Annotated in this window: 30 protein-coding genes and 1 pseudogene; 23 read left to right on the top strand and 8 right to left on the bottom strand. The window is 38.9% G+C overall.

Translation table 11 applies throughout. The features are described 5' to 3' along the window. Position 1 precedes the first annotated feature (1 nt). Complete coding sequence (locus tag OSJ91_RS22225; protein ID WP_485890442.1) at positions 2 to 415, bottom strand: (deoxy)nucleoside triphosphate pyrophosphohydrolase; 414 nt, start codon at positions 413 to 415, stop codon at positions 2 to 4. Between the two features lie 422 nt (positions 416 to 837). Here OSJ91_RS22225 and OSJ91_RS22220 point away from each other — a divergent pair, with 422 nt between their 5' ends. The 4 genes from OSJ91_RS22220 to OSJ91_RS22205 all read left to right on the top strand — a co-directional run bounded on the left by OSJ91_RS22220 (position 838) and on the right by OSJ91_RS22205 (position 4,779). Next, positions 838 to 1,926, top strand: coding sequence for a DUF4268 domain-containing protein (locus tag OSJ91_RS22220; protein ID WP_485890441.1), 1,089 nt, complete (start codon positions 838 to 840; stop codon positions 1,924 to 1,926). A gap of 560 nt (positions 1,927 to 2,486) precedes the next feature. After that, complete coding sequence (locus OSJ91_RS22215) at positions 2,487 to 3,953, top strand: Msr family ABC-F type ribosomal protection protein (RefSeq protein WP_485890440.1); 1,467 nt, start codon at positions 2,487 to 2,489, stop codon at positions 3,951 to 3,953. A 185-nt stretch (positions 3,954 to 4,138) separates the two neighbouring features. Further along, on the top strand, positions 4,139 to 4,465 hold the full coding sequence (locus tag OSJ91_RS22210; RefSeq protein WP_485890439.1) for a DMT family transporter: 327 nt from the start codon (positions 4,139 to 4,141) through the stop codon (positions 4,463 to 4,465). Continuing rightward, positions 4,465 to 4,779 carry a DMT family transporter gene (locus OSJ91_RS22205; protein WP_350299995.1) on the top strand — a complete coding sequence of 105 codons (315 nt, stop codon included), beginning with the start codon at positions 4,465 to 4,467 and terminating at the stop codon, positions 4,777 to 4,779. The genes OSJ91_RS22210 and OSJ91_RS22205 overlap by 1 nt, the downstream gene beginning before the upstream one ends. Before the next feature lie 81 nt (positions 4,780 to 4,860). Here the strand turns inward: OSJ91_RS22205 and OSJ91_RS22200 are convergent, their stop codons facing one another. After that, the gene (locus OSJ91_RS22200) at positions 4,861 to 5,355 is read right to left on the bottom strand and encodes a L,D-transpeptidase family protein (RefSeq protein ID WP_350302935.1); all 495 of its coding nucleotides are present in this window, start codon (positions 5,353 to 5,355) and stop codon (positions 4,861 to 4,863) included. 204 nt (positions 5,356 to 5,559) lie between these two features. Between OSJ91_RS22200 and OSJ91_RS22195 the strand changes: the two genes are divergently transcribed. From OSJ91_RS22195 to OSJ91_RS22180, 4 genes are all read left to right on the top strand, one after another. After that, entirely contained in the window at positions 5,560 to 5,898 is a 339-nt protein-coding gene (locus OSJ91_RS22195) for a hypothetical protein (protein WP_034309801.1), read from the top strand. Between the two features lie 165 nt (positions 5,899 to 6,063). Continuing rightward, complete coding sequence (locus OSJ91_RS22190) at positions 6,064 to 6,789, top strand: ZIP family metal transporter (protein WP_063575286.1); 726 nt, start codon at positions 6,064 to 6,066, stop codon at positions 6,787 to 6,789. A gap of 175 nt (positions 6,790 to 6,964) precedes the next feature. Beyond that, positions 6,965 to 7,327, top strand: a complete 363-nt coding sequence (locus OSJ91_RS22185; RefSeq protein ID WP_485890438.1) for a hypothetical protein — start codon at positions 6,965 to 6,967, stop codon at positions 7,325 to 7,327. A gap of 277 nt (positions 7,328 to 7,604) precedes the next feature. After that, the gene (locus OSJ91_RS22180) at positions 7,605 to 7,817 is read left to right on the top strand and encodes a hypothetical protein (protein WP_485890437.1); all 213 of its coding nucleotides are present in this window, start codon (positions 7,605 to 7,607) and stop codon (positions 7,815 to 7,817) included. Positions 7,818 to 7,920: 103 nt separating this feature from the next. On the opposite strand, the gene OSJ91_RS22175 is transcribed toward OSJ91_RS22180, so the two are convergent. The 3 genes from OSJ91_RS22175 to OSJ91_RS22165 all read right to left on the bottom strand — a co-directional run bounded on the left by OSJ91_RS22175 (position 7,921) and on the right by OSJ91_RS22165 (position 10,420). Continuing rightward, on the bottom strand, positions 7,921 to 8,274 hold the full coding sequence (locus OSJ91_RS22175; RefSeq protein WP_485890436.1) for a hypothetical protein: 354 nt from the start codon (positions 8,272 to 8,274) through the stop codon (positions 7,921 to 7,923). Between the two features lie 157 nt (positions 8,275 to 8,431). Next, positions 8,432 to 9,352, bottom strand: coding sequence for an NAD(P)-dependent alcohol dehydrogenase (locus tag OSJ91_RS22170; protein WP_485890435.1), 921 nt, complete (start codon positions 9,350 to 9,352; stop codon positions 8,432 to 8,434). A gap of 156 nt (positions 9,353 to 9,508) precedes the next feature. Further along, the gene (locus OSJ91_RS22165; protein WP_485890434.1) at positions 9,509 to 10,420 is read right to left on the bottom strand and encodes a LysR family transcriptional regulator; all 912 of its coding nucleotides are present in this window, start codon (positions 10,418 to 10,420) and stop codon (positions 9,509 to 9,511) included. Positions 10,421 to 10,852: 432 nt separating this feature from the next. On the opposite strand from OSJ91_RS22165, the gene OSJ91_RS22160 reads away from it, so the two are divergent. From OSJ91_RS22160 to OSJ91_RS22135, 6 genes are all read left to right on the top strand, one after another. Continuing rightward, positions 10,853 to 12,136, top strand: a complete 1,284-nt coding sequence (locus tag OSJ91_RS22160; RefSeq protein ID WP_485890433.1) for a GntP family permease — start codon at positions 10,853 to 10,855, stop codon at positions 12,134 to 12,136. Between the two features lie 45 nt (positions 12,137 to 12,181). After that, complete coding sequence (locus tag OSJ91_RS22155) at positions 12,182 to 12,958, top strand: 3-hydroxybutyrate dehydrogenase (RefSeq protein ID WP_485890432.1); 777 nt, start codon at positions 12,182 to 12,184, stop codon at positions 12,956 to 12,958. Between the two features lie 134 nt (positions 12,959 to 13,092). Continuing rightward, the gene (locus OSJ91_RS22150) at positions 13,093 to 14,520 is read left to right on the top strand and encodes a GntP family permease (RefSeq protein WP_485890431.1); all 1,428 of its coding nucleotides are present in this window, start codon (positions 13,093 to 13,095) and stop codon (positions 14,518 to 14,520) included. Positions 14,521 to 14,869: 349 nt separating this feature from the next. Then, positions 14,870 to 15,361: a DUF6773 family protein gene (locus OSJ91_RS22145; RefSeq protein ID WP_485890430.1), complete on the top strand. Its 492-nt coding sequence runs from the start codon at positions 14,870 to 14,872 to the stop codon at positions 15,359 to 15,361. A 28-nt stretch (positions 15,362 to 15,389) separates the two neighbouring features. After that, positions 15,390 to 15,587, top strand: a complete 198-nt coding sequence (locus OSJ91_RS22140) for a helix-turn-helix transcriptional regulator (RefSeq protein WP_034309784.1) — start codon at positions 15,390 to 15,392, stop codon at positions 15,585 to 15,587. A 107-nt stretch (positions 15,588 to 15,694) separates the two neighbouring features. Then, the gene (locus tag OSJ91_RS22135; RefSeq protein ID WP_101223217.1) at positions 15,695 to 15,949 is read left to right on the top strand and encodes a sigma-G-dependent sporulation-specific acid-soluble spore protein CsgA; all 255 of its coding nucleotides are present in this window, start codon (positions 15,695 to 15,697) and stop codon (positions 15,947 to 15,949) included. A gap of 43 nt (positions 15,950 to 15,992) precedes the next feature. On the opposite strand, the gene OSJ91_RS22130 is transcribed toward OSJ91_RS22135, so the two are convergent. Together OSJ91_RS22130 and OSJ91_RS22125 are read right to left on the bottom strand one after the other, a co-directional pair. Continuing rightward, on the bottom strand, positions 15,993 to 16,652 hold the full coding sequence (locus OSJ91_RS22130) for a hypothetical protein (RefSeq protein WP_485890429.1): 660 nt from the start codon (positions 16,650 to 16,652) through the stop codon (positions 15,993 to 15,995). A gap of 300 nt (positions 16,653 to 16,952) precedes the next feature. Next, a complete protein-coding gene (locus OSJ91_RS22125; RefSeq protein WP_485890428.1) occupies positions 16,953 to 17,816 on the bottom strand; it encodes a LysR family transcriptional regulator in 864 nt (287 codons plus the stop codon). A 164-nt stretch (positions 17,817 to 17,980) separates the two neighbouring features. Here OSJ91_RS22125 and OSJ91_RS22120 point away from each other — a divergent pair, with 164 nt between their 5' ends. From OSJ91_RS22120 to OSJ91_RS22080, 9 genes and pseudogenes are all read left to right on the top strand, one after another. Next, entirely contained in the window at positions 17,981 to 18,262 is a 282-nt protein-coding gene (locus tag OSJ91_RS22120; RefSeq protein ID WP_350299983.1) for a DUF2798 domain-containing protein, read from the top strand. Between the two features lie 403 nt (positions 18,263 to 18,665). Beyond that, positions 18,666 to 18,884 (top strand): DUF1659 domain-containing protein, encoded by a 219-nt coding sequence (locus tag OSJ91_RS22115; protein ID WP_350299982.1) that lies wholly within the window; start codon positions 18,666 to 18,668, stop codon positions 18,882 to 18,884. 43 nt (positions 18,885 to 18,927) lie between these two features. Next, on the top strand, positions 18,928 to 19,146 hold the full coding sequence (locus OSJ91_RS22110; RefSeq protein ID WP_350299981.1) for a DUF2922 domain-containing protein: 219 nt from the start codon (positions 18,928 to 18,930) through the stop codon (positions 19,144 to 19,146). A 52-nt stretch (positions 19,147 to 19,198) separates the two neighbouring features. Further along, positions 19,199 to 19,348: a YvrJ family protein gene (locus OSJ91_RS22105; RefSeq protein WP_101223211.1), complete on the top strand. Its 150-nt coding sequence runs from the start codon at positions 19,199 to 19,201 to the stop codon at positions 19,346 to 19,348. A 151-nt stretch (positions 19,349 to 19,499) separates the two neighbouring features. Further along, a pseudogene (locus tag OSJ91_RS22100) lies at positions 19,500 to 19,697 on the top strand (KGG domain-containing protein); the annotation flags it as partial. A 176-nt stretch (positions 19,698 to 19,873) separates the two neighbouring features. Continuing rightward, the gene (locus OSJ91_RS22095; protein ID WP_485890427.1) at positions 19,874 to 20,338 is read left to right on the top strand and encodes a KGG domain-containing protein; all 465 of its coding nucleotides are present in this window, start codon (positions 19,874 to 19,876) and stop codon (positions 20,336 to 20,338) included. 152 nt (positions 20,339 to 20,490) lie between these two features. Further along, positions 20,491 to 21,837 carry a DUF3238 domain-containing protein gene (locus tag OSJ91_RS22090; RefSeq protein ID WP_485890426.1) on the top strand — a complete coding sequence of 449 codons (1,347 nt, stop codon included), beginning with the start codon at positions 20,491 to 20,493 and terminating at the stop codon, positions 21,835 to 21,837. A gap of 481 nt (positions 21,838 to 22,318) precedes the next feature. After that, complete coding sequence (locus OSJ91_RS22085; RefSeq protein ID WP_485890425.1) at positions 22,319 to 24,178, top strand: S8 family peptidase; 1,860 nt, start codon at positions 22,319 to 22,321, stop codon at positions 24,176 to 24,178. Between the two features lie 70 nt (positions 24,179 to 24,248). Further along, positions 24,249 to 24,707, top strand: a complete 459-nt coding sequence (locus OSJ91_RS22080) for a hypothetical protein (RefSeq protein WP_350299977.1) — start codon at positions 24,249 to 24,251, stop codon at positions 24,705 to 24,707. 444 nt (positions 24,708 to 25,151) lie between these two features. On the opposite strand, the gene OSJ91_RS22075 is transcribed toward OSJ91_RS22080, so the two are convergent. Continuing rightward, positions 25,152 to 25,544 carry a thiol-disulfide oxidoreductase DCC family protein gene (locus OSJ91_RS22075; protein ID WP_485890424.1) on the bottom strand — a complete coding sequence of 131 codons (393 nt, stop codon included), beginning with the start codon at positions 25,542 to 25,544 and terminating at the stop codon, positions 25,152 to 25,154. Positions 25,545 to 25,752 lie beyond the last annotated feature (208 nt).

Below are 25,752 nucleotides of genomic sequence, written 5' to 3'. Positions count from 1 at the left end.
CTCATTTGAGAAGACTATTTTTTTCATTTATCAATTGTTCCACAGCTGGAATGTCAGCGGGAGCCCATTTTAGAGAACTAAGATTCTCTCGCTTTAACCATATCAGTTTAGAATGCTCATTGGCTGTTGGGGTACCTTCAATGATTCTACATTTTATAGACAATAAGTTAATAATAAAGGTTTCATACTCATGCGTATTATCATTAAAGATTGAAGTCTCTGTTTCAACCTTGCATTGTAATTCTTCATCAATCTCTCTTTTTAAAGCAGTAAAAAGATCTTCGCCTTTTTCTACTTTTCCACCTGGAAATTCCCACATGTTCGGGATGCTCATTTCTGGAGAGCGTAACGCACATAGTATTTCATCATTTTCATTTTCAATAATGGCTGCAACTACTTTAACTTGCTTTTTCATGTTATCCTCCTATAGGTTTGCTATGATTAAATAATATCATGATTAAGTGAGGTTTGTGATAAATACAAAATTTAGGTAAGTGATATAATTGTTATAAAAACTTTGAAGGAGGCCAATTTATGCCAGTCCACAATAAATTAGTTCGTGATCGGATTCCTGAAGTGATTGAAGCTACATAAAAATATCCTCTTAACTTTCAACATTTTTTCAATTGAAAAGGTGAGATTATTTTTTTTGAGTATTTTTCTTATATTTTAAAATATTTCGTTACAATGTTTGTTATGATATTTGATAATCTGTTTACAAAAACATTCGTTTACCTATAATAGTGCCTGTTTTGTAAGAAGGGGTAGAATTCACGAGCATAGATGAACAATTTAGTGTTTATGCATATAAGAAAATTAATAGGAGGAGCTGGTCCTTTGTATCGCTATGATAAAATAAAAAATGAATTGATAGAAATTGAGGTAACTAATTTTTCAGATCAGAAAATAAAAGAACGGGATCACATTGAGGAATGGATTCGGAAGAGCCCTCAAACTTTAGGGGAAGATTTACTTATTATCGGCCATGAGTATGATAAATTTGAAAATAATGAACGGCTGGATTTGTTGGCGTTGGATACAGATGGGAACTTGGTCATTATTGAAACGAAACAGGACTATACCGGATCTGGTGTGGACTTTCAAGTTTTGAAATATTGCTCGTATTGTTCAACATTAAAACCAATAGACATTATCGAAATCTATGAAGAGTATATTAAGAAGTTTAGCCTCCAAGGGGATGCAATTGATAACATTCTTGAATTTTTAGATATTGACTCTCAAGATATATTAAACAATGTCTTAAACCAAACACAAAGAATTATTATTGTTGGAAATGAATTTGATAAAAGAATCCTTTCTGTGTCTGCGTGGCTACATCAGAATGGTATTGAAATTAAGTGTATCTCTATTAAGCCATATATTGATAGTAGTAAGTCGGATATGTTAATTGATATCAATCAACTTATCCCACCTCAAGATATTGAAAACTATTATATTAAAAAGAAAATTCAAAGCGCTAAATCCCAAGGTAATGTGTTTCAATCAAATGATGTAATTCTGTTTTTTGATAATATCGTTGAAGCTGTGAAGCAAAAAGGCCACCATCCTTATTATCATCCGAGGAAATCATATTGTACTGTAAAATCAGGATTTAAAAATATTTCTTTCACGCTCATATATCAAAAGAGCTTTTCTCATTTTGCTTTTGAAGTTGTTACTCATGACCCTGAAATAAAACAAAATATGTTCTCCGCATATGTAGAAAATAAAGAGTTTATTGCTTCAAAAACAGGACTGGAATTCAATACAGAGGATGGGAAAAGGAATCCAGATTGGGGAAAAATCATGGCGTATCGGAAGTTTGATAAAGGTCAATCCATACATAATTATTCCGATGATATAAATGAGAAGTTTATTAGAATAATTGAAGCTTTTAAGGAATTATTTAAAACGAGTTTGAAGTAACCACTAACTTAGAATTAGGTACTATTTTGTTTTTCAACAAACAGGCGTTGTCTTAAATAAGTGCGCCTATTATTGGGTCAGACCGTTAAATACAAATATTTTTATATAAAACAAAAAATCATTGACTATTGGAAATTTCCTGGTTAAAATAGGGGCAAGATTTGAAAGGAGCGATAAACGTGGCATTTTTACAACTATACTGATATACACACATATTATGGAAAAAACCACTTTTTATAAGGGGTTATTTGCTGTGTGTATAGGATGGATATGTTGTAGTGGGTTTATCGTTCTGCCGGATATCTATGCTGATTTTTTTCGTACACAGAGCCCTTCTGTGTACTTTTTTGTTTTGGGGGATTTAACTTGATGATGTTACTTTTCTATTGATGTGAGTTTTTAGTTGAGCTCATATCGATTAGATGATTATTCAGCGGTGACTACAAAATAGGGGGAATGTAAATTGCAATTCTTATTATTCTTTTGATGCGGGCTTGAAATAGAAGCTCGTATCGATCCAAGCTATCGATACGAAATCACATATTTCGGAGGTAGCGAATATGGAACAAATATGTTTTGAATTAGAAAATGTCGAAGTGACTTATTTAGATAAAGAAATATTTAAGATTGAACGATTGGCTGTACATCAATTTGACCGAATCGGCATCGTCGGGAAAAATGGTACAGGGAAAAGTACGTTATTGAAGTTACTTGCTGGAGAGATTCAACCGACAAGCGGAAAAGTAAAGTGTTACGTTGATCGTGGATATTTTGAACAAGTAGAAGCGCCTGCTGTTGCAGAAGCTGATCCAGCGTTACTGGGAAGATTGGCAGTTCCGCGAAATTCAGGGTCGCTAAGCGGCGGTGAGCAAACAAGGCTAAAGCTTGCCCAATTGTTTACCCACTATAATGAAGCGTTACTTATCGATGAGCCGACAACCCACTTGGACCAAGAAGGCATTTCGTTTTTACTTGATGAATTACGCTATTACTATGGTGCGCTTGTCTTAATTAGTCATGACAGGGCTGTATTGGATGAACTCGTCACAACGATATGGGAAGTGCATGAAGGCGAGGTACATGTATATTCAGGAAATTACAGCGAGTACACTGCACAGAAGAAGTTAAAACGTGAACAACAGAGGCAAGCTCATGAACAATTCATTAAAGAAAAGAGCCGGCTTGAAAAAGCGGCGCAGGAAAAAATGAAAAAGGCTGAAAAAATCGCTCAAGCTGGAAGATTGTCAAAAAAAGAGGCGAATGCAAAACCGAATAAGTCGTTTATGACGAAATCGAAAGGCACAAGCCAAAAATCCGCACAACGTGCAGCGAAGGCAATTGAGCATCGAGTGGAAAAGCTTCAGGAAGTGGAAGCAGTACAAGAGGAAAGGGAAATCGTATTTCGCCAGTCAAAGCAATTGGAATTGCATAATAAGTTCCCGATAATGGCGGACCGACTGACTCTTCAAGTGAAGGAGAAAGTATTATTGGATGAAGTGAGTTTCCAGCTGCCACTCGGTAAAAAAATAGCCATCACAGGCAGCAACGGCAGCGGAAAAAGTACTTTGCTACACCATATTGCGAATAATGGTGCAGGTTTAACTCTTTCTCCAAAAGTAAAAATGGGTTACTTCCGCCAAATGAGCTATAGATTTGCTGAAGATGAAACGGTACTTCAATTCCTGGGGAACCGCTCAGAATATGATGAAGGATTTTTAAGAAGTGTCCTGCATTCGATGCAGTTCGTCGGGACGGATATACTGAAAAGCGTTCAGTCCTTAAGTGGCGGAGAAGCGATTCGCCTCCAGCTTTGTCAGTTGTTTCTAGGCGAATACAACATTCTGTTATTAGATGAACCGACCAATTTTTTAGATATTAATGCCATTCAAGCGTTAGAACGATTTATAGCGGCATATGATGGGACGATACTATTTGTATCCCATGATCAAGCGTTCATAAATCATGCAGCAGATCTTCAATATAAAATTCAGGCAAAAAAATTGGTTCAAGTGTTACTTTTAAGGTAATGCCAAAATAAGCCGATGGGGCAATTCCGTCGGCTTATTTATTTGCTTCTCTATAAGATTTGGGTTCCATTAAACCTCTGTTTCATTTAACATGGTTGACATAAAAAAGTAATATACTTAAAGAGAAGTTAGATCTGAGCCTAAGATTGAGATAATGATAAATATAAAGAATCGGAGTGTGAAATATGAGTGAATCCAAAGCATGGTTACACGTAATTATAGGCGGCCTGCTTGAAGTAATATGGGCAAGCGGCTTTAAATATGAAGCTATACCGCCTATTATTGTCATCATTTCATTACTGACAAGCTTTGATTTAATTATAAAAGCAGCTAAAGTATTACCGATAGGCACTGTATACGCAGTATTTGCGGGAATGGGGACAATTGGAACGACAATTGTTGAAGTCATTTTTTCTGGCGGCATTGTCAGCCCATTAAGAATTGCCTTCATTTTATTACTGTTAGCTTGTATTGTTGGATTGAAATTGACGGCTAAGGGAAGTGAAAATTGATGGATTGGTTGTTTCTTATATTGGCAGGATTATTAGAAGTCGTAGGTGTTATCGGGATAAAGAAGACGGCTGAAAAAAATAACTTGATAAATAATATCATTTTAATAGCCGGTTTCGTTTTAAGCTTTCAGTTACTGGTCAGGGCAATGGAAACGATCCCTTTATCAACAGCCTATGCCGTATGGACAGGTATCGGAACCGTTGGAGCTGCGATTGTCGGGATGGTTTTCTTTAAAGAATCAAAGAGCTGGATAAGGGTTGTCTGCATACTGGGTGTTATTTTTTCAATCGTCGGATTAAAGGTCGTAAATTAAATAGTTGAGTGTTGGCAGCCTAATCCTATTGTGGGATTAGGCTGCTTTTGATTTATATCGAAAAGTTAAAAAAATTGTCCATTAAGGATGAATCGAAACCGGTGTCCCGATAGGAACAGTCCTTGATAATTCCTCCACGTCCCGATTATGCATGCGAATACAGCCTTTGGATACGGCCTTACCGATCGAGCTGGGGTCATTCGTTCCATGAATGCCATAGTGTTCTTTGGATAAACTCATCCACATTGTACCGAAGGGGCCTCCGGGGTTGGGGGCTTTATTAATGATGATGAATTGTCCTACCGGTGTACCGAACAGCATTCTTCCAACAGCAATCGGATATTGTTTTTGCAGTACTCCATCTTTAAGCAGTCTTAGCCTGCGATTGTTAACGGACACATCGATTTGAAATGGAATGGTATCAGCAGGGGGAAAACCAGGGATCATTATGGGCTGACCAGGATTAATGACATTTGGATTTATGGTCGGGTTAGCAGCGATGATGGCCGATAGCGGTTTCCGATAGTCCCTGGATATCTGTGTCAGTGTTTCACCTGGTTTAACTGTATGAATCAGTCTGAACACCTCCATAGGTTATAGTTGCATGTTTCATTCTATGTGATTTTTCAAAAGTGTTTCGTAACTCGTTATTAACTGTTATCTGTTTTTAATGAAACTTATATGTTAAGTAACTAAGCCGAAAAGAAACCGAAATGAACATTTGATAAAATAAGTTTTTATGGAGATGGATTTTTTGTTAGTTAAAGAGGGGGAATAAGGGTGGAGGAACATGTGAAAAAGGCTTTAATCGAATGGAATGAAGAAATTAGTGATGTATTAAATGGGATAGAAAAAGAGTATGAAGAAGTTAAGCGTGATCTTCAGGTTTATTCCTATAAATTCAATATCACCAAGCAAGTTGTACAATCCACTATAAATGATGAAATTATTCGAAACATCCGCGAGCTCTATCATAAACCTTTTGAACAAAAATTGAACGAATTGAAAGAATCAATAAAAGAGCTGGAAGAAAAGAGAAAGGTTTTTCAAATGTTTGTCGATAAAATTGAAAAGGTTAGTGAAAGAGAAGAAGGAAAACCGCAAATATCAGTCATATAAGGCAGTCAAGAACAGGATACTCATAAGTACTCTACTATTCTATACCCAAAAACTAGGCAGCGAATATAACTGCTTTTTTTTGCTGGAATTGTAAAAAGCGACCCCTTGTTTACCCCAAGATCAACCCGGGTACACTATCCTATAAAAAGGAAATGGGGGAATTCTATGTGGAATGCGGTCTTTTGGGGAGGGGTTTCGGGTTCTGCTGTCCTGCTTGGCGCACTTGCCGCCATCTTCATTCCGATAAAGAAAAACATCATTGGCTATATCATGGCTTTTGGTACGGGTGTATTGATTGGTGCCGCGGCATATGAGCTGCTTGCTGATTCGGTGAGTGATGGAGGAATCTGGGCGACGGGGATCGGATTTATAGCAGGGGCCGCCGTGTTTACTGCCTTGGATTTTCTTATTTCCAAAAAAGGTGCGGATAAAAGGAAACGGTCCAATAATAGCTCTTCGAAGGAAGCGGGCCTAGCCATTTTCATCGGGACGGTGATGGATGCCATACCGGAGTCGATCATGATTGGCGCAAGCTTAATAAGCGGCGGCTCGGTAAGCTGGCTATTGGTCATTGCCATCTTCATCAGTAATATTCCGGAGGGGCTCTCAAGTACAACAGGTTTGCTCAAAAGTGATTACTCCAAGAAGAAAATCATGCTACTGTGGTTTTCCGTCCTGATCATTTCGGCACTATCCTCGATGTCGGGATATCTATTCCTCGATCATGCCCCGGACTATGTCCTGGCAGCGATGGCAGCCTTTGCAGGCGGCGGAATCATCGCCATGATTGCCTCAACGATGATGCCTGAAGCATATGAAGACGGAGGGCCGATCACGGGCATATTCACCGCTGCCGGCCTGCTTATATCTTTGGTTTTGGATTCGATGTGAGATTGTCCCCTTGGAAGGAAGGGGGCAATTTTTTTGTATAAAATCTATCATAGAAGGAAATACGCAGGCGAAATAAGGAAATATATGTCTAAAAAAGAATCGCTGGTGTTAAAATACCATTTCAAATCATACACTCTTCATATATTAGATTTTTTGACATTGAGGAGATGGAGAAATGAACTTCGAGATGCAAATAGCGAATATGTTGGCTGATAATATACATGGTTTCATTACATTTGTCCGGGAAAATCATGAAAATGAAAACAATTGCTTTTGTTTAAATAGAGATAAATTGTATCAATTGAAGCTTCTTGTTGAGGAGTTCAAGTTTCAGGTATGGGCAGATGAACTTAAACGAATCAATCGGTTTACCTGGGATGAAAACTACACGCATTTATTAGTTGATAGATTCAGAAAAGGGATGGAAATCATTGAAGAGTACGTAGAAAATAACTACAGCGATTTATTCATATTTACCGCTAGACTTTACACATTGAATAGCCTCAGCTTAAGCTTTTGCAAGGAGGAACCTCAATAATCTTCCCAATGAGTGCGGGATAATAGTTTATATATGTTAAAATCTAATAGGATTTAGCCCGGAAAATGAAAATAGTAATGTCATAAAAGAATGCCCTGGCATCTTTTTGAGATAATCCACAAGTAATGCCTCGAATAAGGGAGATGAAGCAATGATAGTAAGTGAAGGAATGGCGAGCTTATACAGGACTTTCGAAAGAAATGGTTATGATAAAGAAAAGGAGACCAGTAAGGCTACAGAATTTAAAAACATCTAAACTGGAGAGGTAATATACTTATTGCCTACTCAAGAGATAGGTGTTGTTTTGGATCCAAAGACAGTAGAAAACCATAAAGATTTTAAAAGTGAAAAGAAGTATCATAGTACTGCATTAAAAAAATTTCCTAAGAGAGTGAATAAAGGCCAAACTCCAATACATTATGGGTATTCTTTTAAATTTAAATCAATAGGTGAGTTAGAGTCCTTTATAAAGAGAGTCAATGAGATTTGATAATGCTAAATTGAAATCGCTCTTTTCTCTTTAAACCGATCCGGATTACGAATCAGTAATCGGGCTTACTCTAACTAGTTTCCTTGCAAAGGGCTGAAAATATTTAGGTGATCGCCCAAAAAAAGATGGCTAAAGCGATGATTGAAGAGATGATACCAAGCACTGCTTTCCACTTTGATGAAGCGTTCAACCAGATAAAGACGCTGCTCACTATCATTCCAATAGAAAAAAGCACGCCGCTAATCACTTTCATCCATGTCGCTTCAAAAATTGGTTCGACCAACAAGAGTACCCAACTGAGTGCCACCAGACCACCCGTAAAGATAAAACGCTTACTCGTAAAATCAGTCTTCACATCATTTCGTTCTTCTTCTGACATCTTTTTATAACCCCGCCACATCATGAAGGCCGGAATCCCTAACATTAAAACTAATCGTACAATTGCATCTATATTCATTGAGTCCTCCAGAAATTGCTGTATACCTTCCATATACGTTTATTCCTGGAAAAAGTTTCAACATCTTCCTGCATAATGACATCCTACCCCTTCAGATCCGATTGTCTAAGGGGTATTTACATGTCCAAGAGGTAGTTAAAACATGTGCAAGGTTTTGTCAGGGTTTATCATGTACAGTTATGACGACATTTCCCTTTTTATGTCCTAGCTCTACATATCTATGAGCCTCGGGAATCTGTTCCAGCGGGTAGCGTTTATCAATGACCGATTTTATTTTTCCAGTTTCGATTAGCTCCTTAAGGAGTAGTAAATCTTCCGTAAGTACCTTTGCTATTCCTTGCCCTTCAACGGACACATATCGCCCGTTCGGGGTTAGTGCTTTTTTGCAATTGGCTTTCGAGCTTTTCCCGACTGCATCAAAGATGATGTCATAACGCTCTTGTCTTTCCGTGAAATCCTCTTCCGTATAATCAATTACTTTATCTGCTCCCAATGATTTCACCAATTCAAAATTAGCGGCACTGCATACTCCGGTAACTTCTGTTCCAAAGTATTTGGCTAGCTGTACGGCTGAAGTACCTACCGAACCGGATGCACCGTAGATTAGGACTTTTTGTCCGTCCTGGATATTGGCTTTTCTGAAGAAATGCAGAGCTGTCGTTCCCCCAAAAGAAACGGCGGCGGCTTCCTCATAGGTCACATTGGCAGGCTTCATTACGATTGGCCCGTCTTCAGGTAAGCATGTGTATTCGGCATGAGCCCCAAAATTCATTCCAGTCATGGCAAAAACCTGGTCGCCTTTTTTGAATTTTTTCACATTGCTCCCTGTTTCCTCTATCTCCCCGGCTAGCTCCACTCCGAGTATCGATTTTCGCGGTTTTCTAAGCCCCAGGAAGATCCGCATCGGCAGCCATAATAAGAAGGGGCTCTTGAAGCTCCGGACTCTTATGTCCCCTGAAGCGACTGTTGCCGCATGAACCTTTACCAGAACTTCGTTGTCCTTGGGAGTTGGTTTTGCTACCTCTTGGAGTTCCAGTACATCGGGTGAACCGTATTTCGTGCATACCATTGCTTTCATCGCAAGTCTCCTTAGTTTTTGATTCAGTCTTTTAATACTATGATTTAAGCTGAACTATAAAACTACATGTAAACGAAACTGAAGAAACTTCTGAAGAAACACTGAAAAGCAGTGAGATTTCACCTCCGAAATCCACTGCTTTTACATTTTTTTATATTAATTGGTGTTTGTAATGTCATTCTGCACTAGACCAACACCTTCATTCAGCATCTTCAATAGTTCTTTCAGAGCGAAGGAATGGTAGGCGTCTTTTTTGGTGATGATCCCGAGTTTCCAGTGGAGATTCGAGTTTTTTAACGGAATGATTTTAACATTTTCGTTGGTTTGCTTATGATAAATCGATCTGGGCAGGAGGGTGATGCCCAGTTTGGATGAGACGAGTTCAATGATCAGGTCCCATTGTGAGCTTTGGTATGAGACGTCAGGGGTGAATCCGTCTTTTTCGCATGCCTGGATAATGTAATCATGTAAAGTGAAGTCTTCTGAGAAAAGGATGAATTTCTCGTCTTTCAATTCAGTTAAGGTGACGGCTGAATGGCGTGCAAGTCTGTGCTCTTCATGAAGAAATAAAACGAATTCGTCTTCAATGAAGCGGTAAATATTGTAATCAGCTTCGCTGGCAGGCAATACGACGATGCCGAGATCGATTTCGCCTTCTTCGACAAGCTTTTCAATCAGCTTTGCGCCCAGTTCGACCAACTCGAGGGAAACTTTCGGATAACGTTCTTGAAAGCTGCGGGCAATTTCCGGGAAAAACAGCGTGCCGATCAACGGAGGGATGCCGATTTTCACAACGCCTGTTGTTATGTCCCTGAGGTCATCCAAGAGTACATTCAATTCGGATAATGCGGCGAAGGCTTTTTGGCCTTGCTGATACACGATTTGTCCGGCATCGGTCAGTCGAAGGTGTCTCGTTGAGCGGTCAAAGAGTTCTACATTCAGCTCTTCTTCGAGTTTTTTGACGGCTTTACTTAAGGAAGGCTGTGTTAAATAAGAATTCGCGGCGGCATTCGTAAAACTTTTATGTAGGGCCACTTCCATGAATGATTTTAAATCTCGTAATTCCATATCTGTCCCCTATTTATTCGTAGTAAGAATAGATTGTATTCTCTTTATTCATTTTACTTATAAATAAAGTGGATGTAAACTATATGAGGATTAAAAAGCAAGTATATATAAACCTATTTTAATAAAATATTCTTTACTGTAAAAGTATAAGGAGAAAGGGCTTTAGTATGAGCTGTATTTATGATGTCTAATATTAATGAATATATTTCCATCCTATCAGCTTATTCACCTTTCTCGGAAATGCGGACAAGGTAGGTTTATGAAGTTATTTTAAGCTTACAAAAAAAGAAGGTGTTCTCGTATCCACTTTTTTAGGGTTGATGCTGTAAGACACGGATTATGATGTCTTGAGCATAAGGGATTTACACATCAAGGGGGAAGCATGATGGAAAGCAAAACTATTTACATCACCTTGGAAAGAGGTGATTTCGAGTGTTAAGTATAATTGTAGGCTTAGTATTGCTGATGGCTTTGGCCTATTTGGGATGGTCCATCATTTGGGTGGCGCCGCTTGTGGCTGGAGTTGTAGCATTGATGAGCGGATTGGATGTATTTGATACGTATACCGGAACGTATATGACCGGATTGGTCGGGTTTGTTCAGAAGTGGTTCCCAATCTTCCTGCTGGGAGCGATTTTCGGAAAGCTGATGGAAGAAACGGGTGCAGCGAAATCCGTTGCTAAGAAGGTAACGCAGATCATTGGTAAAAAGAGGGCGATTCTTGGGGTACTGATCGCTTCCGCTTTATTGACATATGGCGGAGTCAGTTTATTTGTGGTCGTGTTTGCCGTTTATCCGATCGCGCTTGCTTTATTTAAAGAAGCAAACGTTACGAGAAGGCTGCTTGTTCCCACATTTGCGCTTGGGGCATTCACTTTCACGATGACGGCCATACCGGGTACACCGCAAATCCAAAACCTGATACCGATGGAGTATTTTCATACGACACCTACTTCAGGCATGATCATCGGGATCGTCACTTCATTGATCATGGCAGTTGGCGGGTATTTCTGGTTATCCTACAGAGAAAGAACTCTTTCTGCTAAAGGAGAAGGATTCATCGAAAAAGATGATGCGGTTACCGGTTCTGAGCAAGATGAAAAAGTACCGAATTGGTTATTGTCCTTGGTTCCGCTTCTTATTGTTGTCCTATTGCTTAACGTTGTGAAATTGGAACCCATTTATGCTTTATTATTAGGGGTTCTGAGCATTATGGTCATCAATATCAAGGATTACAAAAAGTTCATTTTCTCTGTTAATGAGGGAGCGAAAGGGTCAGTGATGGCCATCCTGAATACAAGTGCCGCTGTTGGATTCGGAGCTGTCATTGCGGTTATACCCGCATTTGATAACATCACTTCTTGGCTGCTTAATATCTCGAGCAATCCGCTCGTTGCCGAATCTCTTGCCGTACAAATCATGGCAATCATCACTGGTTCCGCTTCAGGCGGTATGGGTATTGCGCTTAATGCACTTGGCGATACTTTTTACAGCTTGTCACAATCGACGGGAATCAGCCCGGATGTATTCCACAGAATGGCGGCAGTCGCTTCAGGTGCATCCATTTTCCCTAATAATGGTGCTCTATTGACACTATTGGCGGTTACAGGATTGACTCATAAAGAAACTTATAAAGATGTTTTCGTGGTTGCGTTCATCATCCCGACCATTGCCATGATCGTCGGCATCATAATGGGAGCCATCGGTATCGTTTAATAAATATCGATACAATAAATTAATCTACTCTAGGAGGAATTCATAATGGTTGAAAATAAAGTCGTTATTATTACAGGTTCTGCTCGCGGTATTGGATTTGAAATTGGTAAGCATTTCGCTGAAAGTGGAGCCAAAGTGGTTCTTTCCGACATTAATGAAGAATCGGTGAAAGAGGCTGCTGAATCATTGAAAAAACTTGGTTTCGATTCAATTGGAATCAAAGCCGATGTTACAAAAGAAGAAGATATCGTAAATATGGTGAAGGAAGCTAAAGAAACATACGGTTCGGTTGACATCGTGATTAACAATGCCGGTCTGCAGCATGTATCGCCAATCGAAGATTTCCCGACGGCTAAATACGAATTGATGATAAAAATCATGCTGACAGCGCCGTTCATTCTAACTAAAGCCGTGTTCCCGATCATGAAAGAACAAGGTTTCGGCCGCATCATTAACGTCTCTTCCATTAACGGTGTTATCGGATTCGCAGGTAAAGCGGCTTACAACAGCGCGAAACACGGAGTGATCGGTTTAACGAAAGTTGCTGCTTTGGAAGGTGCAGAACACGGTATTACGGTTAATGCTTTATGCCCTGGATATGTGGATACTCCGCTTGTACGAGGACAAATGGCAGATCTGGCGAAAACACGTAATGTTCCGATTGAAGATGTATTGGCAGAAGTCCTTCTTCCATTAGTGCCTCAAAAACGTTTATTGGATGTTAGTGAAATTGCTGATTATGCATTGTTCCTGGCAAGCGATAAAGCGAAAAGCGTAACAGGTCAAGCAGTTGTCATTGACGGTGGCTATACAGCTCAATAATCAATAATTATAAGAAAAATAAAGGTGAACCTTTCTGCTGAATTTTAATTTGGCAGAGAGGTTCACTTTTGGCGTATTTTTGACTAGTTTGGGGAAATTATTCAAACTTGGAATAAATGTTTAGGGGGATCTTCATGGACTTAATGATTATATTGCTGGCGCTGGGGCTATTGATGTTTGCAGCCTACCGCGGCTATTCTGTCATTTTATTTGCACCTATCTTTGCACTTTTACCTGTTTTTTTCATTGACCCGGGTAATGTTTTGCCGTTCTATTCCGGCGTATTCATGGAAAAGATGGTCATTTTCATAAAAAACTATTTTCCCGTCTTTTTATTAGGAGCCATATTCGGGAAGATCATCGAAATGTCGGGAATCGCCGAATCGATTGCGAAGACGATCGTCCGCTTGATCGGTGCCAAACAAGCGATGCTGACGATCGTCCTTTTGGGTGCGATTTTAACCTATAGCGGCGTGAGTTTATTTGTTGCGGTTTTCGCCATTTATCCATTTGCCGTTCAATTGTTCAAGCAAGCCGACATTCCTAAAAGACTTATGCCGGCTACCATCGCACTTGGGGCTTTCACGTTCACGATGGATGCTTTGCCGGGAACTCCCCAAATTCAAAATGTCATTCCTACGTCCTTCTTTGGTACAAACATTTATTCGGCTCCAATCCTTGGAATCATAGGCGCCATCTTTGTCTTATCGGTTGGATTGGCCTACTTGGAAAGCAGAAAGAGAAGAGCCAAAAAAGTAGGGGAAGGGTATTATGGGTTTGCTGCGGAAAATGCCGCTGGTCCTGAACAGGAAAAAGGGGAGACCGCTCCTGATTTACATTCAAACCAAACTGTATTACGGCAGATTTTAGCATTCGTTCCGCTTGGGTTGGTTGCGATCATGAATAATTATCTGTCTAAAGCCATACCGAAATGGTATCCTGATGGATTTGATTTTTCCGCAATGGGGTTAGAAGATTATTCTGTTGATGTAGCGGCCAATGCTGCAATCTGGTCGGTGGAGATTGCACTGATCGTCGGGATCATCACAGCCCTTGCCTATGATTGGAAACGAGTGACGAAAAACATGAAAGAAGGACTGAACAACAGTATTGGCGGCTCATTGCTTGCCGTCATGAACACCGGTTCGGAATATGGCTTCGGCGGAGTCATAGCTGCCCTTCCAGGATTTGCGAAAATCAGTGATGGAATATCAGGTGTGTTCTCGAATCCGCTTGTCAACGGCGCTGTCACCACTAGTGCACTGGCAGGCATAACAGGGTCGGCCTCCGGGGGAATGGGTATTGCATTAAGCGCAATGGCCGATAAATACAATCAAGCAATCGCCGCGGCCAATATCTCACCTGAAGTGATGCACCGTGTAGTCGCTATGGCATCAGGCGGCATGGATACACTTCCGCATAACGGAGCCGTCATCACCCTGCTTGCCGTCACCGGATTAACGCATAGGCAATCATATGGCAGCATATTCATAATCACCATCATAAAATCATTGGCTGTCTTTGTCATCATTGCCCTCTATACCTGGTTTGGCATTATATAAAATGGTGAATTCACGAGTAAAACCTTGAAATTCACGAGTAAATCTCCAAAATTCACGAGTAAAAGCTTGAAATTCACGAGTAAATCTCCAAAACTCACGAGTAAAAGCTTGAAATTCACGAGTAAATCTCCAAAACTCACGAGTAAAAGCCTAGAATTCACGAGTAAATCCCCAAAAACTACGAGTAAAACCCTAAATAAGGCTAGTGAGGTATCCATACTGATGTATGGGTACGTTTTTTTATACACTTTGCAATTTATAAATTATAAAATGTAATATATATGTTGCAAAAAGTTAGATAAATCATATAATAAGGGTAAGCGATGGAATTATTGGAGGTCGATCAAAGATGAATCTATTCAAACGAACGAAAAAGATAACGGATGAGCGGGTTGAGAATGTAAGAAATAAGATTTATAAAGAAATGTATTACGTCATTTTGGCCATTTGCCTGGTGAGTGCACTTTTCAAACTATATAAATATGGTGCAGGCAGCGGGGAGTTATATCTGGAATTCGCGATCCTTGTTGCGGGAGGGCTGTATTACTTAGCTCGTTCCATTTTCTTAGGTGTATTCTGGGATGAGGTGGAGATGCATGACCGCAACAGCAAAACACCGATGAGCAGGAAGACGGTTCTTTGGACGGTTGCTTTAGCACTTATCATCGCTATATTCATGGGCGTGAATAGTGCTGTATCCTATGCCGATAGCAGTTCCCAGGGTGTATGGTATTTTGTATTGGTATCGTTTGTATCCGTTATGATCTATTTGCCGATTTTACTTCTGTTTTTTGGCGGTATATACTTGCTGGCGAAGAAAATCGGAATGAAGAATAGCTAAGATTATAAGAAATAGTAGGTGCTTTCCCTTGAAAAATATAAAACTGAAGCTTGCCAGAGTAGAAAAGGACTTGTCACAAGAAGAATTGGCCAAGATTGTCGGCGTATCCAGGCAAACGATAGGATTGATTGAATCCGGAAAGTATAATCCCTCATTAAGTTTATGTGTCGGAATTTGTAAAGCATTATCACGCACATTGGATGATTTATTTTGGGAGGAAGACTGATTAGGGATACCATGACTTGGATATCTTTTTTTTAGGAATTTATCATCAAAAAATGGGGGAAGGTATAGCATGTAAGCAAAAATTTAACATTCGAGAGGGATGGTTTGATGGATCGTACGATTGGTTACTTACGTGAGATATTGTCTAACTATACGGACCAATATCCTGAAGCGCAGGAAATTTATAATAAAATCAAAAGCGGACATTTTCATTCTGAAGAAGAACTCGTCAATAAACTATCCGGTAAAGAAGCCAGTCTCCTTAACCATATTCTTCCTCAGGAAATTAAACATGCGAAGGAAGCGAGTGATACGGAACGGGTCACGCAATTATCAGAGGTATATGAACTGATTATTATATGATAAAACCTTGTCCATGATGATCATGGACAAGGTTTTGTTGGTTTTATTCCATTTCACTAAGTGAATCCATATGACTGGCTATCATGGCGATGATCGTGCTTGCTTCTTCCTTGCTGAAAATGAAATTCGTTTCATCCTTTATCAGGTCATCATCCGCTGTCCGAATCCGATTGATCCGTTTCAGCACACCATCACCTGTTTCCTGGACGATACCGAATTGATAGGTGACCTCGACTTCATTATCCTGGATATAGGCGGTCACTTCAGGCGTTTCCCAATCTACATCGATTTCGTATATTTCGGAATCGTCGCTTTCTGGATCATGCAAATCATCATTATCATCATCCATATCCATTTCGTATGCATAATCGTAATCATCATCATCATCATCCGCTTCCAAATAGTTATGGAAGCTCTCATGGACAGCATCGACGATATCTTCAATATCCGAAAGGATGACCTTGCTGATCTGCCCTAAATCCGGATCGAATGATTCCATATAAAATTCTTCATTATACGGATCAAAAAACAGCGAGGAAAAATACTCCCTCTCATCGTCTTCCAGCTCTGTATAAAACTCGATGCGTGGATGCTTAGACCCGCGCTCCACGATCATACTGCCATTGCGGTCGTATTTCTCACAAATTGATTTAAGATGATCCTGCAATTCCCCGCTTACTCTGTCAAACCATTCTAATGACATCAACATCCACTTCCTTTCGTGATTATTATTTCCCAGAAAAGGCGAATTTGACGTGCCATTTAAAGCCAACTGCAATTGATCTTCGCACCAAAAATGTTAGTTATAAAAAAATACTTTAAAGAGAAAATAAGATGAAAAGCAAAAGCGATAGTGAAATTCCAGGATTCATGAAACAAGCAACCAGGGCGGGATAAGGCTCAGGATTTCTTCAGCAACAGAGTTAAGAGGTTTTATTTAGTAAAGCAAAAAGTTCAAGGGTAAACATTCGGAGAGGTTAGGAACTCTCTTCATTAATTTTTATTAAACTTCCCTATACCTTTCAATAATAAAGTCAATAAAATACCTGCTTGCTATTGGCAATACCCTTTTATCCTTATACGCCAAAGTAATGGTTCGGATAATAGAAGGAGAGATGCTTTTCGTTACAATATTATAGGGACATTTATGTAAGAGCAGTTTCGGTAAAATTGAAATGCCAAGCTCTTGTTCAATCATCGACATAATCGCATAAGGATCATATACTCGGTATTGTGTATCAGGTTCAAAATTGTACTGTTTAAAAATTATTAATGGTTCATTTATCACTCCCTCATCCAACAGAATATAAGGATCTTTTAGCAATTCCTCCAAGGAGACTACAGTGGATGATGCTAAAGGGTGATTTACTGGCATTACAGCCACCATTTTATCTTTTTGCAAGGGAATCGTCGTTAGATCTGTAACATTTGAATTCACAAAGCCAAAGTCTACGCTGCCTTCTTTAATCCAGTTTGAGATTTCCGTATAATTTCCTTGATGTAATTCGAAATGAACAGTTGGGTAAAGTTCCTTAAAGTCTTTGATCAATCCCGGTATCCAATGACATGTAACACTGGAAAAGGTGCCAATTCGAATAAGGCCGCTTTGCAGTCCCTCCATCTCTTTATGCTTTTCAGTCAGTTCCTTATGTGAATTACAAATCTTCCTGATATATGGCAAAAATTCCTCGCCATCCGGTGTCAGTGTAATACCCTTTCGAGAACGTAAAATAAGAGTGGTGGAAAGCTCTTCCTCTAATGAATGCACCATTTGGCTAATGGCAGACTGCGTATAGCCTAGTTCTTCAGCCGCTTTTGTAAAACTGCCTGTTTCTATGGTTTTGATAAAAGCATAATACGAATTCAATCTCACAAACCCCTTTGCATTAGCAATTCTAATATATCTATTATAAAAATTGGTTTTACTAATGTAAATGGAAGAAATAAAATATAGTTGGGAACAGAACAACAGAAAATTAAAAATATCAAGGAACCTAAAATTATTAAAATAGGAGTTGAAGTAGAAAAATAATGAATATTAACGTTAAATACAGAAAAATTATTTTTGCATTTTTAATGGCATTTAGTATGTCCTTTTTTATTTCATTTATATTAGTCTCAATAAATAGGGGTTATGATCATATATTCCTATCTACATGGTTAAAAACTTGGTCACAGGCTTTTGTCTGTGCTTTCTTTGGAGCTTACTTTTTCCCGAGAGTAATACAACAAATAATGAGAAGAATTAATTTTGTAGAAAAACCGTTAATAATTGAGAAAGATTTTTTGGTGAGAGAAGAAGACAATTGCTGAGTAGATAATTAAAATTCCGGTAATAAAATGTGGATATGGTTTTAAAGTTAAGCTGTTTTCGCATACTTTGTTGCTATTTACTAAGTAGTGCGGTGTGGTTGATTTCCCCTCCAGATGCTCGCTTTCCGCGGGGCGGGCGGTGAGCCTCCTCGGCGTAAACGCCTGTGAGGTCTCACCTGTCCCGCTGCTCCCGCAGGAGTCTCGCACTTCCGCTCCAATCAACCTTAAATAGTTTCGTTTTAAAAACAACAATCTTTACGAAAAGAGCCTAAAGTTAAAAATACTGATATAGAGCTGCCCAAATGATGGGGAGCTTTTTATGCGTTTCCCTGAAAAAGTTTCAAGCCCATGCTACTTTCATCCCTGTAAAAGTTTATATAGAGTGTGAAAGGGGGTGAGTGATATGGCAAATCAAATTCCAGTATCAAGTACATTGCGGATCGATTTTCAGACGGGGTTAAATGAAAAAGGGGCTCTCGTTTTCAAGCGGAGGACATTTTCAAACATCAGGGTCGAGGCGACGGCGGACCAGTTGTTTTCGACAGCAGTTGCAATCGCAAGTGTACAGAATTATCCAATGGGTGAAGTGACCAGGGTGGATACGTATTCTTTGATTGGCTAATCGGTTTTTTGAAAGATGTCGGAAGAGGGGGAGGTGATTAGAAATGGCTAAAGTATTGGAATTGATTTTCGTTACAGCGGAAGGAAAGTCAGCGACGATTTCCGTTGATAATCCGAAGGAGCCGGTCGGAGTAAACACGGTTAAACAGGCAATGGAAAAAATCATTACGGGGAATGTGTTCGTTACATCCTCCGGGAATTTGGTCGATTTGAAGGTAGCGCGCCTTGTCGAGCGGAATGTGGAGGAAGTGGAACTTATTTAACGAACGGGAAGGTCATCTTTGTTGGACACACTTGAAGTGAGGTGAATAAAAAGTGGATCAAATTCTGCCATTTGTCAGTGATATTGGGTTCCCGATCATTGTTACCCTTTATTTGCTTCATAGAATTGAAACGAAATTGGATACTTTGAATGAAACCCTTGTAGAGCTGCCAAATCGCCTGCGAGAAGGGATTCCCAAGTAGGTTAGGAAGCATCATGAGTGATATCATTCATGATGCTTTTCCTTTTGAAATGGAAAAGTTTTAATAGATTCTAGTTTTATATCAAAACTATCGGGTATACATAAAACTGTAGCTAGTTCATAAAAAATCCAAATAATAAGGAGGAGTTTTAATGACTAACAACAATGAAAAAATGAGCAGGGAAGAAGCTGGCCGCAAAGGCGGGGAAGCGACGGCAAAAAATCATGATAAGGAATTTTTCCAAGAGATTGGTCAAAAAGGCGGAGAGGCCACTTCCGAAAATCATGATAAGGATTTCTATCAGGAAATTGGCAAAAAAGGCGGAGAGGCTAGAGCCAATCAACGTGATGGGTCCGATGATTGAACAATGAGCAGGGAAAAGCAGGACGTAATGGCGAGGAAAAAAGTCGCCGCTAAAAAACGACCTGAAGTTTTTAGCTGAATCTAGTTTTATAGCTGTTCAAGCGGGTACATTTCATATGTAGCTAGTACATGAAAAATCCAAATAATAAGGAGGAATTTTTAATGGCTAACAACAATGAGAAAATGAGTCGTGAAGAAGCAGGACGTAAAGGTGGAGAAACAACAGCAAAAAATCATGATAAGGAATTCTATCAAGAGATTGGCCAAAAAGGCGGAGAAGCAACATCCGAAAATCATGATAAGGAATTCTATCAAGAGATTGGCCAAAAGGGCGGAGAAGCAACATCCGAAAATCAGGATAAGGAATTCTATCAAGAGATTGGCCAAAAAGGCGGAGAAGCGACATCCGAAAATCAGGATAAGGAATTCTATCAGGAGATTGGTAAAAAAGGCGGAGAAGCGACATCCGACAGTCATGGCAAGGAATTCTATCAGGAAATTGGCGAAAAAGGCGGAGAGGCACGAGCCAATCAACGAGATGGCAACGGCAGCTCTGACGGTTCCAATGATGGAAAAATGAGCCGTGAAGAAGCAGGACGCAAGGGCGGGGAAAAAAGCCGCCGTTAAAATATAATCCAGTGAAACTTATAAATGACCGAGGGAGTACCATTCCCTCGGTTTTTTTATGCCAGCAAGTAAGTTGTCCTCCATAGCACATTGCAAAGTGTGCTTGGAGATTAAAGTGGGTAAAGAAATAACACCTAGAAAAGAAAGAGGTGATGAAGAAGTTGATTGCCCATTATCCATTTCCCCGTTTAAAAGTAGGCGGAGTTACATTCACTGCAAGGCATTCATTGCTTGCTCTTGGTCTTGCGGGAATTGCTTATCTCATTACCAATAAGAGGAAGCATCAAGCGGTATTCAAAACGGCTTCATTGATGTGTAAGATCGAACGGAAAGAAGATTCCATAAAGCTTATTTGGCCTGATGAAGACGGTTACTATCGGGTATTCAGGGGGCGAGAGCTGATTTACAGCGGCTCGGAGCCGAAGATTGCAGATAGGGGCCTGACTCCAGGAACCATCTATACGTACACGATAGATAGCTTGAATGAAAAAGAACAGGCAGTGAACAGGATGAAAATACAAACATCAACGACCGCCGAGAATAAAAAAGAAGATAATATCCTTTTGGATTTGGTATTCACCACGATTGTCGCAAGAGGCCAAGCCAGCCTGGAATGGGAGCCCATCAAAGGAATAAAAGAGTATACGATTTACCGAAACGGCGTGGATATCGGGAAAGTGGGTGGATGTTCCTTCAGTGATCGGAGTATTAGTGAAGATCAGGAATACACATATACCATTAAAGCAAAGCGGCCCCTTCCGCGTTCAGAGCAGGAGTCCTATGCCGTGAAATCCCTTGTAGCGAGTATTGTCGGAGCCGTAAAAAAAGGTTCATCCCAAGCACAGGCTGCGATCGAGGAAATAACGAATACGAAAAAGATTGGGCCTGTAAAAAAGCTTTTACAGCCAGTTGAAAACGATGTGGACGGTAAAAAGAAAAGAAATTGGCAGCTGCGCTATACCACCTTTTTACCGGAAGAGTGGCTGAAAAACCCCAATCTTGCATCGAAGGTTCCCATTTTTAAAGGTGACAATCGCGGATTTGATCCTGAATCACCCCGTTTCCGGACTAGAGTCGATGTGTATATTCACGAAAAGGAAAGCAAAGCCGAGATTGAATTTTCCAAAGCGGTCGGGAAAAGTGAAGCCTACAATCATGATGGCGATTTCCTCGAGGAAGGAGTGGCCTCGGATGAAGACATTGTAGTGAAGCGCGTATTATCCAATCATGAAAAAACGACCATCCAGCTGACACACTCTGTAGGCAACCCAATCATCATTTCTCCTGCCGTGGATTATAAAGTGATCGGGACCTTTTACCGAAATGGAGAAATCAATATAGCCGGCTATCATGATCAGGCACCGCATCACGAAGTCTACCTCAAGGAGGCAGATGACCTAGACTGGGAACCCCTGCACCTGGCGGAAAACAAAGGGCTCGAAATGATGGCGCATCCTACGGCTAATCATTTATGGAGATACTCCACATTTACACAATGAAAAGGACGAAAAGCAATGATTGCCGATCGTCCTTTTTTGTTTATTAGCGCCTCTGTTATAGGAAAGTATTGATTTTCATTATAGACCCGTTAAAATACCTGTTCCAAATCTGTGAGAAGATGTGAAACAAGATTAAGTCATTATAAATGAGGCAATCCTTTAGATTGGGTATGACTATCCGCACACTTTTTTGCTTGAAACCTGCTAGACCAATGTGTAGCAGCAATTAAGTTATTTGCTATTATCAATGAAATTTCAGTATTGATCGCTTTTGTTATATCATACAATTTTTCCTACTGTTTTTTGGCTAATTAGTTATTTAGGAAAATTTAATTTAACTAATTATTGACCATCATTTCAAACGATAATTAAAATAAAATGAGTAAAATATACCAAATTATTTAAATTGTAGTAAAATATATCCGGTGTTGCTTTTGATATACAATATTTAAATAAAAAATTTGAACTGGAGATGTGTTAGTTGAAAAAAATCATTTCATTTATTGCGGTTTTTATCTTAATATTTTCATTTTTTTCACAGCCGCGTGTAAGTAAAGCAAAGAATCAAAGCGAAAAGAACTATTTAGTAGAGTTTAATAAAAAATTGGATACTAAATTAATTGAAAAAGAGGGAGGGAAAATCAAAGGGAAATACAAGCATTTTAAGATTGCAAAAGCATCATTAACAGCTGATGAATTATATAAAATAAAGAAAAATCCAAATGTAAAACTGATTGAAGAAGATGTAACGGTACAATCTACTCCTTTAAATGGAGAAACATATCTTGAAAATGGATATAGTTGGGGAACAAAACGAATTAATGCTGATAAAGCTCATGAAAATGGTATAACTGGAAAAGGCATTAAACTTGCAATTTTAGACACCGGGATTTCTAATCAATCTGGGATAGTAATAGAAAAGCAAGCTTCATTTATAGATAGTGAAGAAGATGTTATAGATTTAAACGGTCATGGAACAGCAGTATCTAGTATAATTGCAACTTCATATGAAAATTCTGGATTCCACGGAGTAGCTCCAGATGTTAAATTGTATGTTGGGAAAGTACTTGATCAAAATGGTACAGGACAATATAGTGATATAATTGAAGGAATTGAGTGGGCAATTGAAGAAGATATCAATATTATAAACATGAGCTTCGGTGGTATTAAAGAATCTGAAATATTGAAAAATGTAATTGATAAAGCTTATGATCAAGGAGTCTTAATGATTTCTTCAGTTGGAAATGAGGGGACTGAAAAAGTTACTTATCCGGCTGCCTATGATAATGTAATTGGTGTTGGAGCCTCAGACTTCTATAATCAAATGAGTTCACTGTCTAATTATAGCGATCAATTAGAATTGGTTGCCCCGGGAGTAAATATCCAAACTTTAGATTTAAATGGCGATCATATAACAGCAAGTGGTACTTCTATAGCTGCCTCATATGTTTCAGGAGCTGCAGCCCTTCTTTGGTCACAAAATGCAAACCTTGATAATAAAGAAATGCGCACAAAATTAAAAGACTACGCTACAACACTAGAAAATCAAAAAAAATATAATTTGGTAAATGTTGATCCTTCTATCTCTCAATATGTAGAACCGTACAATCCAGATAACATCCAAACAGATTCGAAACAAGATGAATTAACCGAAGAAGAATTGGCATTTCTAACTGAAGCTGGTTGGTCAGAAGAAGCTATTGATGGAACAACTAATGAAGAATTGAAAGAGTTTATATCTGAAGGAGCAATGAATCCTGACTATTCTGAAACTACTTATACATTTGTGCCGGAAGATGAAATTAGTGGGGATGTACAAGCTCAAAATTTAAAGAATGGTGGAAGTATTACTCTAAAAGTAAGTGCGTCTTATCTTGGAATTAAGAATAGTAATGAAAAACAGTTTAAAATAAATGGTAGTTATAATTGGAATAGCATGCCAAAAAATCGGTACGTGGATCTTTTTGCTCTAGCCTGGACTGATAACGCTTGGTATAAATCTACAAGTAAATTATCTCATACTTATTATGGTGCAATTCCTATTACTGAATCTGTTACTGTTTTTAAACCTTCTTTAAAAGCGGGTATGTCTTGGAAAGTAGATCTACGTGCTGGATCACATGATGATATAGGGAAATTCACTCAATATATTTATCTACCTAAATCTGCTTCAAGTAAAAACAATGGACCTTTACAAGCAACAGTAGAATATTCTCATGCTTTCACAACGATAACTCCATCTATTGGTGGTGGCTCAGGAGGTTTTTCATACGGAATTTCTACAGGAACGGGTAAAGACTACGCGGACAATCCTCCTATAAGCAGTGTGAAAAGTTACTAAATAAATAGTTAGAGTAACAAAAAAGAGAGAATAAAACAAGTAATGTTCAACATTTGGAAGGGGGTATCTTGTGCGAAAGTTCATTATTGGTATTGTGATTGTTTCATTAATAATATTTGCCTATTACTACTACATTGCTCAAATTGATAAAAAGAACAATAAACTCGATCTTAACGTCGAACAATCCCTGGAACATCAATTGACAACAAAAGACTATGAGAGTTTTACTTATAAAATTACCAATAATACAAATAAGAACTTTAATTTGCAATTTGCTACAGGTAATGAAATAGACGTAGAATTCAAAACAATAACGAATAGTACAATTAAAGAGGGGAATATCATTACTGTTGAATCTCAACCGACTAAAAAACATAAAAAAGATTTTAATAAAGGAGACACATGGGAGTATACTATAAGAATTAATTCGAAGTTGCTTTCAAAAGGAGACTATCAATTAACTGCTCAATTTATTCCAAGTAATGCTAGTACTCTTAATAAAGTTGAGCAAATAATAACTCACCCTTAACAATTATATAAACACACTTCATAAATATTGTTCTTTAATGTGTACCAACCACATTCGTTAAAGAGCCTTACCGGAAACTCTATAACGTAAAAAAAGGTAATTCAGCTGAATTACCTTTTTTACGTTATAGAATGCCAATAAAGAGATAATCTAAGCCATAACGAAAGCAGAAAATTAAATACCTTTTCCATCTGTGTTTTCATTCCGAGCTTAATATGGCAGTTTGGGGCTTCGATTTAAATTGTTTACTTCCCGATAAAGAGGTATAAAGTGTATCTAAAATTAATTTCCGGGTTTTCATTGGCAACTGCTATTAATATTATCTGCTCCTTTACCCAAACTTCTGAAGATGTTTGATTAGCCTTTTCCTGATTTTCTTCCCCTAAGTGCGAACTATTTCTCCACGGTCATTAATTAAATTAACATTAATGTTTACAAGTCTATTTATAAAAAGCGCTTTCGAACACTTGGCGACGGCAGCATACAGCTTTCTTCTTTCTTTCCGAACCATCTGTAACGGTTCCTGGCAATGAAATCATAAACGATGTTCCGGATGAAGCTTGGAACGATGATGAAGCCGTAAAGCAACTTCCATGCCCCTTTTAAGCGGCGGCAAATCCTCAAGGCTGCAGACGATTTATAGTAGGCCTTATCCCTTTCGATCAGGACCATGCTATCTATATCTGCAGGAACATTATACTTCTTCAGCAACTCTTGTCCCGCCTCACTTTGAAGCGAAGCGTACTGAAAAAGCCCCTGTGGATCCCGCTTTATAATGAACTGGACACTCGAATCGCAAAAATTGCATTCACCATCAAATAAAATGACCGGATTCATGAACATTCCTCCTATAGAGAGACGTTATCATACTCATGCTTATATAATACACTACCCGTTTTGGTAAGGCGAAAACGTATGGAACTGCTTGGGATTTGAATTTGGAAGTGATTGTTCGCTGCGGCAAGTCATTAACGGGTGCGTTAGCGCCATAAGCCAATTGGTGGGTGGAGTTTTTTGTTTAAGTCTCTGTTATCAAACTGTTATT

This window comes from Bacillus sp. T-10(2022) (assembly GCF_056502895.1).
Note: the sequence above shows the minus strand (reverse complement) of the source record. Positions and strands in the feature narration are given on the sequence as shown.

Coding starts and splice junctions, on each gene's coding strand:
- OSJ91_RS22225 (WP_485890442.1), bottom strand. CDS start 415: ATGAAAAAGCAAGTTAAAGTAGTTGCAGCCATTATTGAAAATGAAAAT.
- OSJ91_RS22215 (WP_485890440.1), top strand. CDS start 2,487: ATGGAACAAATATGTTTTGAATTAGAAAATGTCGAAGTGACTTATTTA.
- OSJ91_RS22210 (WP_485890439.1), top strand. CDS start 4,139: ATGAGTGAATCCAAAGCATGGTTACACGTAATTATAGGCGGCCTGCTT.
- OSJ91_RS22205 (WP_350299995.1), top strand. CDS start 4,465: ATGGATTGGTTGTTTCTTATATTGGCAGGATTATTAGAAGTCGTAGGT.
- OSJ91_RS22190 (WP_063575286.1), top strand. CDS start 6,064: ATGTGGAATGCGGTCTTTTGGGGAGGGGTTTCGGGTTCTGCTGTCCTG.
- OSJ91_RS22185 (WP_485890438.1), top strand. CDS start 6,965: ATGAACTTCGAGATGCAAATAGCGAATATGTTGGCTGATAATATACAT.
- OSJ91_RS22175 (WP_485890436.1), bottom strand. CDS start 8,274: ATGAATATAGATGCAATTGTACGATTAGTTTTAATGTTAGGGATTCCG.
- OSJ91_RS22170 (WP_485890435.1), bottom strand. CDS start 9,352: ATGAAAGCAATGGTATGCACGAAATACGGTTCACCCGATGTACTGGAA.
- OSJ91_RS22165 (WP_485890434.1), bottom strand. CDS start 10,420: ATGGAATTACGAGATTTAAAATCATTCATGGAAGTGGCCCTACATAAA.
- OSJ91_RS22155 (WP_485890432.1), top strand. CDS start 12,182: ATGGTTGAAAATAAAGTCGTTATTATTACAGGTTCTGCTCGCGGTATT.
- OSJ91_RS22150 (WP_485890431.1), top strand. CDS start 13,093: ATGGACTTAATGATTATATTGCTGGCGCTGGGGCTATTGATGTTTGCA.
- OSJ91_RS22145 (WP_485890430.1), top strand. CDS start 14,870: ATGAATCTATTCAAACGAACGAAAAAGATAACGGATGAGCGGGTTGAG.
- OSJ91_RS22135 (WP_101223217.1), top strand. CDS start 15,695: ATGGATCGTACGATTGGTTACTTACGTGAGATATTGTCTAACTATACG.
- OSJ91_RS22130 (WP_485890429.1), bottom strand. CDS start 16,652: ATGTCATTAGAATGGTTTGACAGAGTAAGCGGGGAATTGCAGGATCAT.
- OSJ91_RS22120 (WP_350299983.1), top strand. CDS start 17,981: ATGAATATTAACGTTAAATACAGAAAAATTATTTTTGCATTTTTAATG.
- OSJ91_RS22115 (WP_350299982.1), top strand. CDS start 18,666: ATGGCAAATCAAATTCCAGTATCAAGTACATTGCGGATCGATTTTCAG.
- OSJ91_RS22110 (WP_350299981.1), top strand. CDS start 18,928: ATGGCTAAAGTATTGGAATTGATTTTCGTTACAGCGGAAGGAAAGTCA.
- OSJ91_RS22095 (WP_485890427.1), top strand. CDS start 19,874: ATGGCTAACAACAATGAGAAAATGAGTCGTGAAGAAGCAGGACGTAAA.
- OSJ91_RS22090 (WP_485890426.1), top strand. CDS start 20,491: ATGAAGAAGTTGATTGCCCATTATCCATTTCCCCGTTTAAAAGTAGGC.
- OSJ91_RS22075 (WP_485890424.1), bottom strand. CDS start 25,544: ATGAATCCGGTCATTTTATTTGATGGTGAATGCAATTTTTGCGATTCG.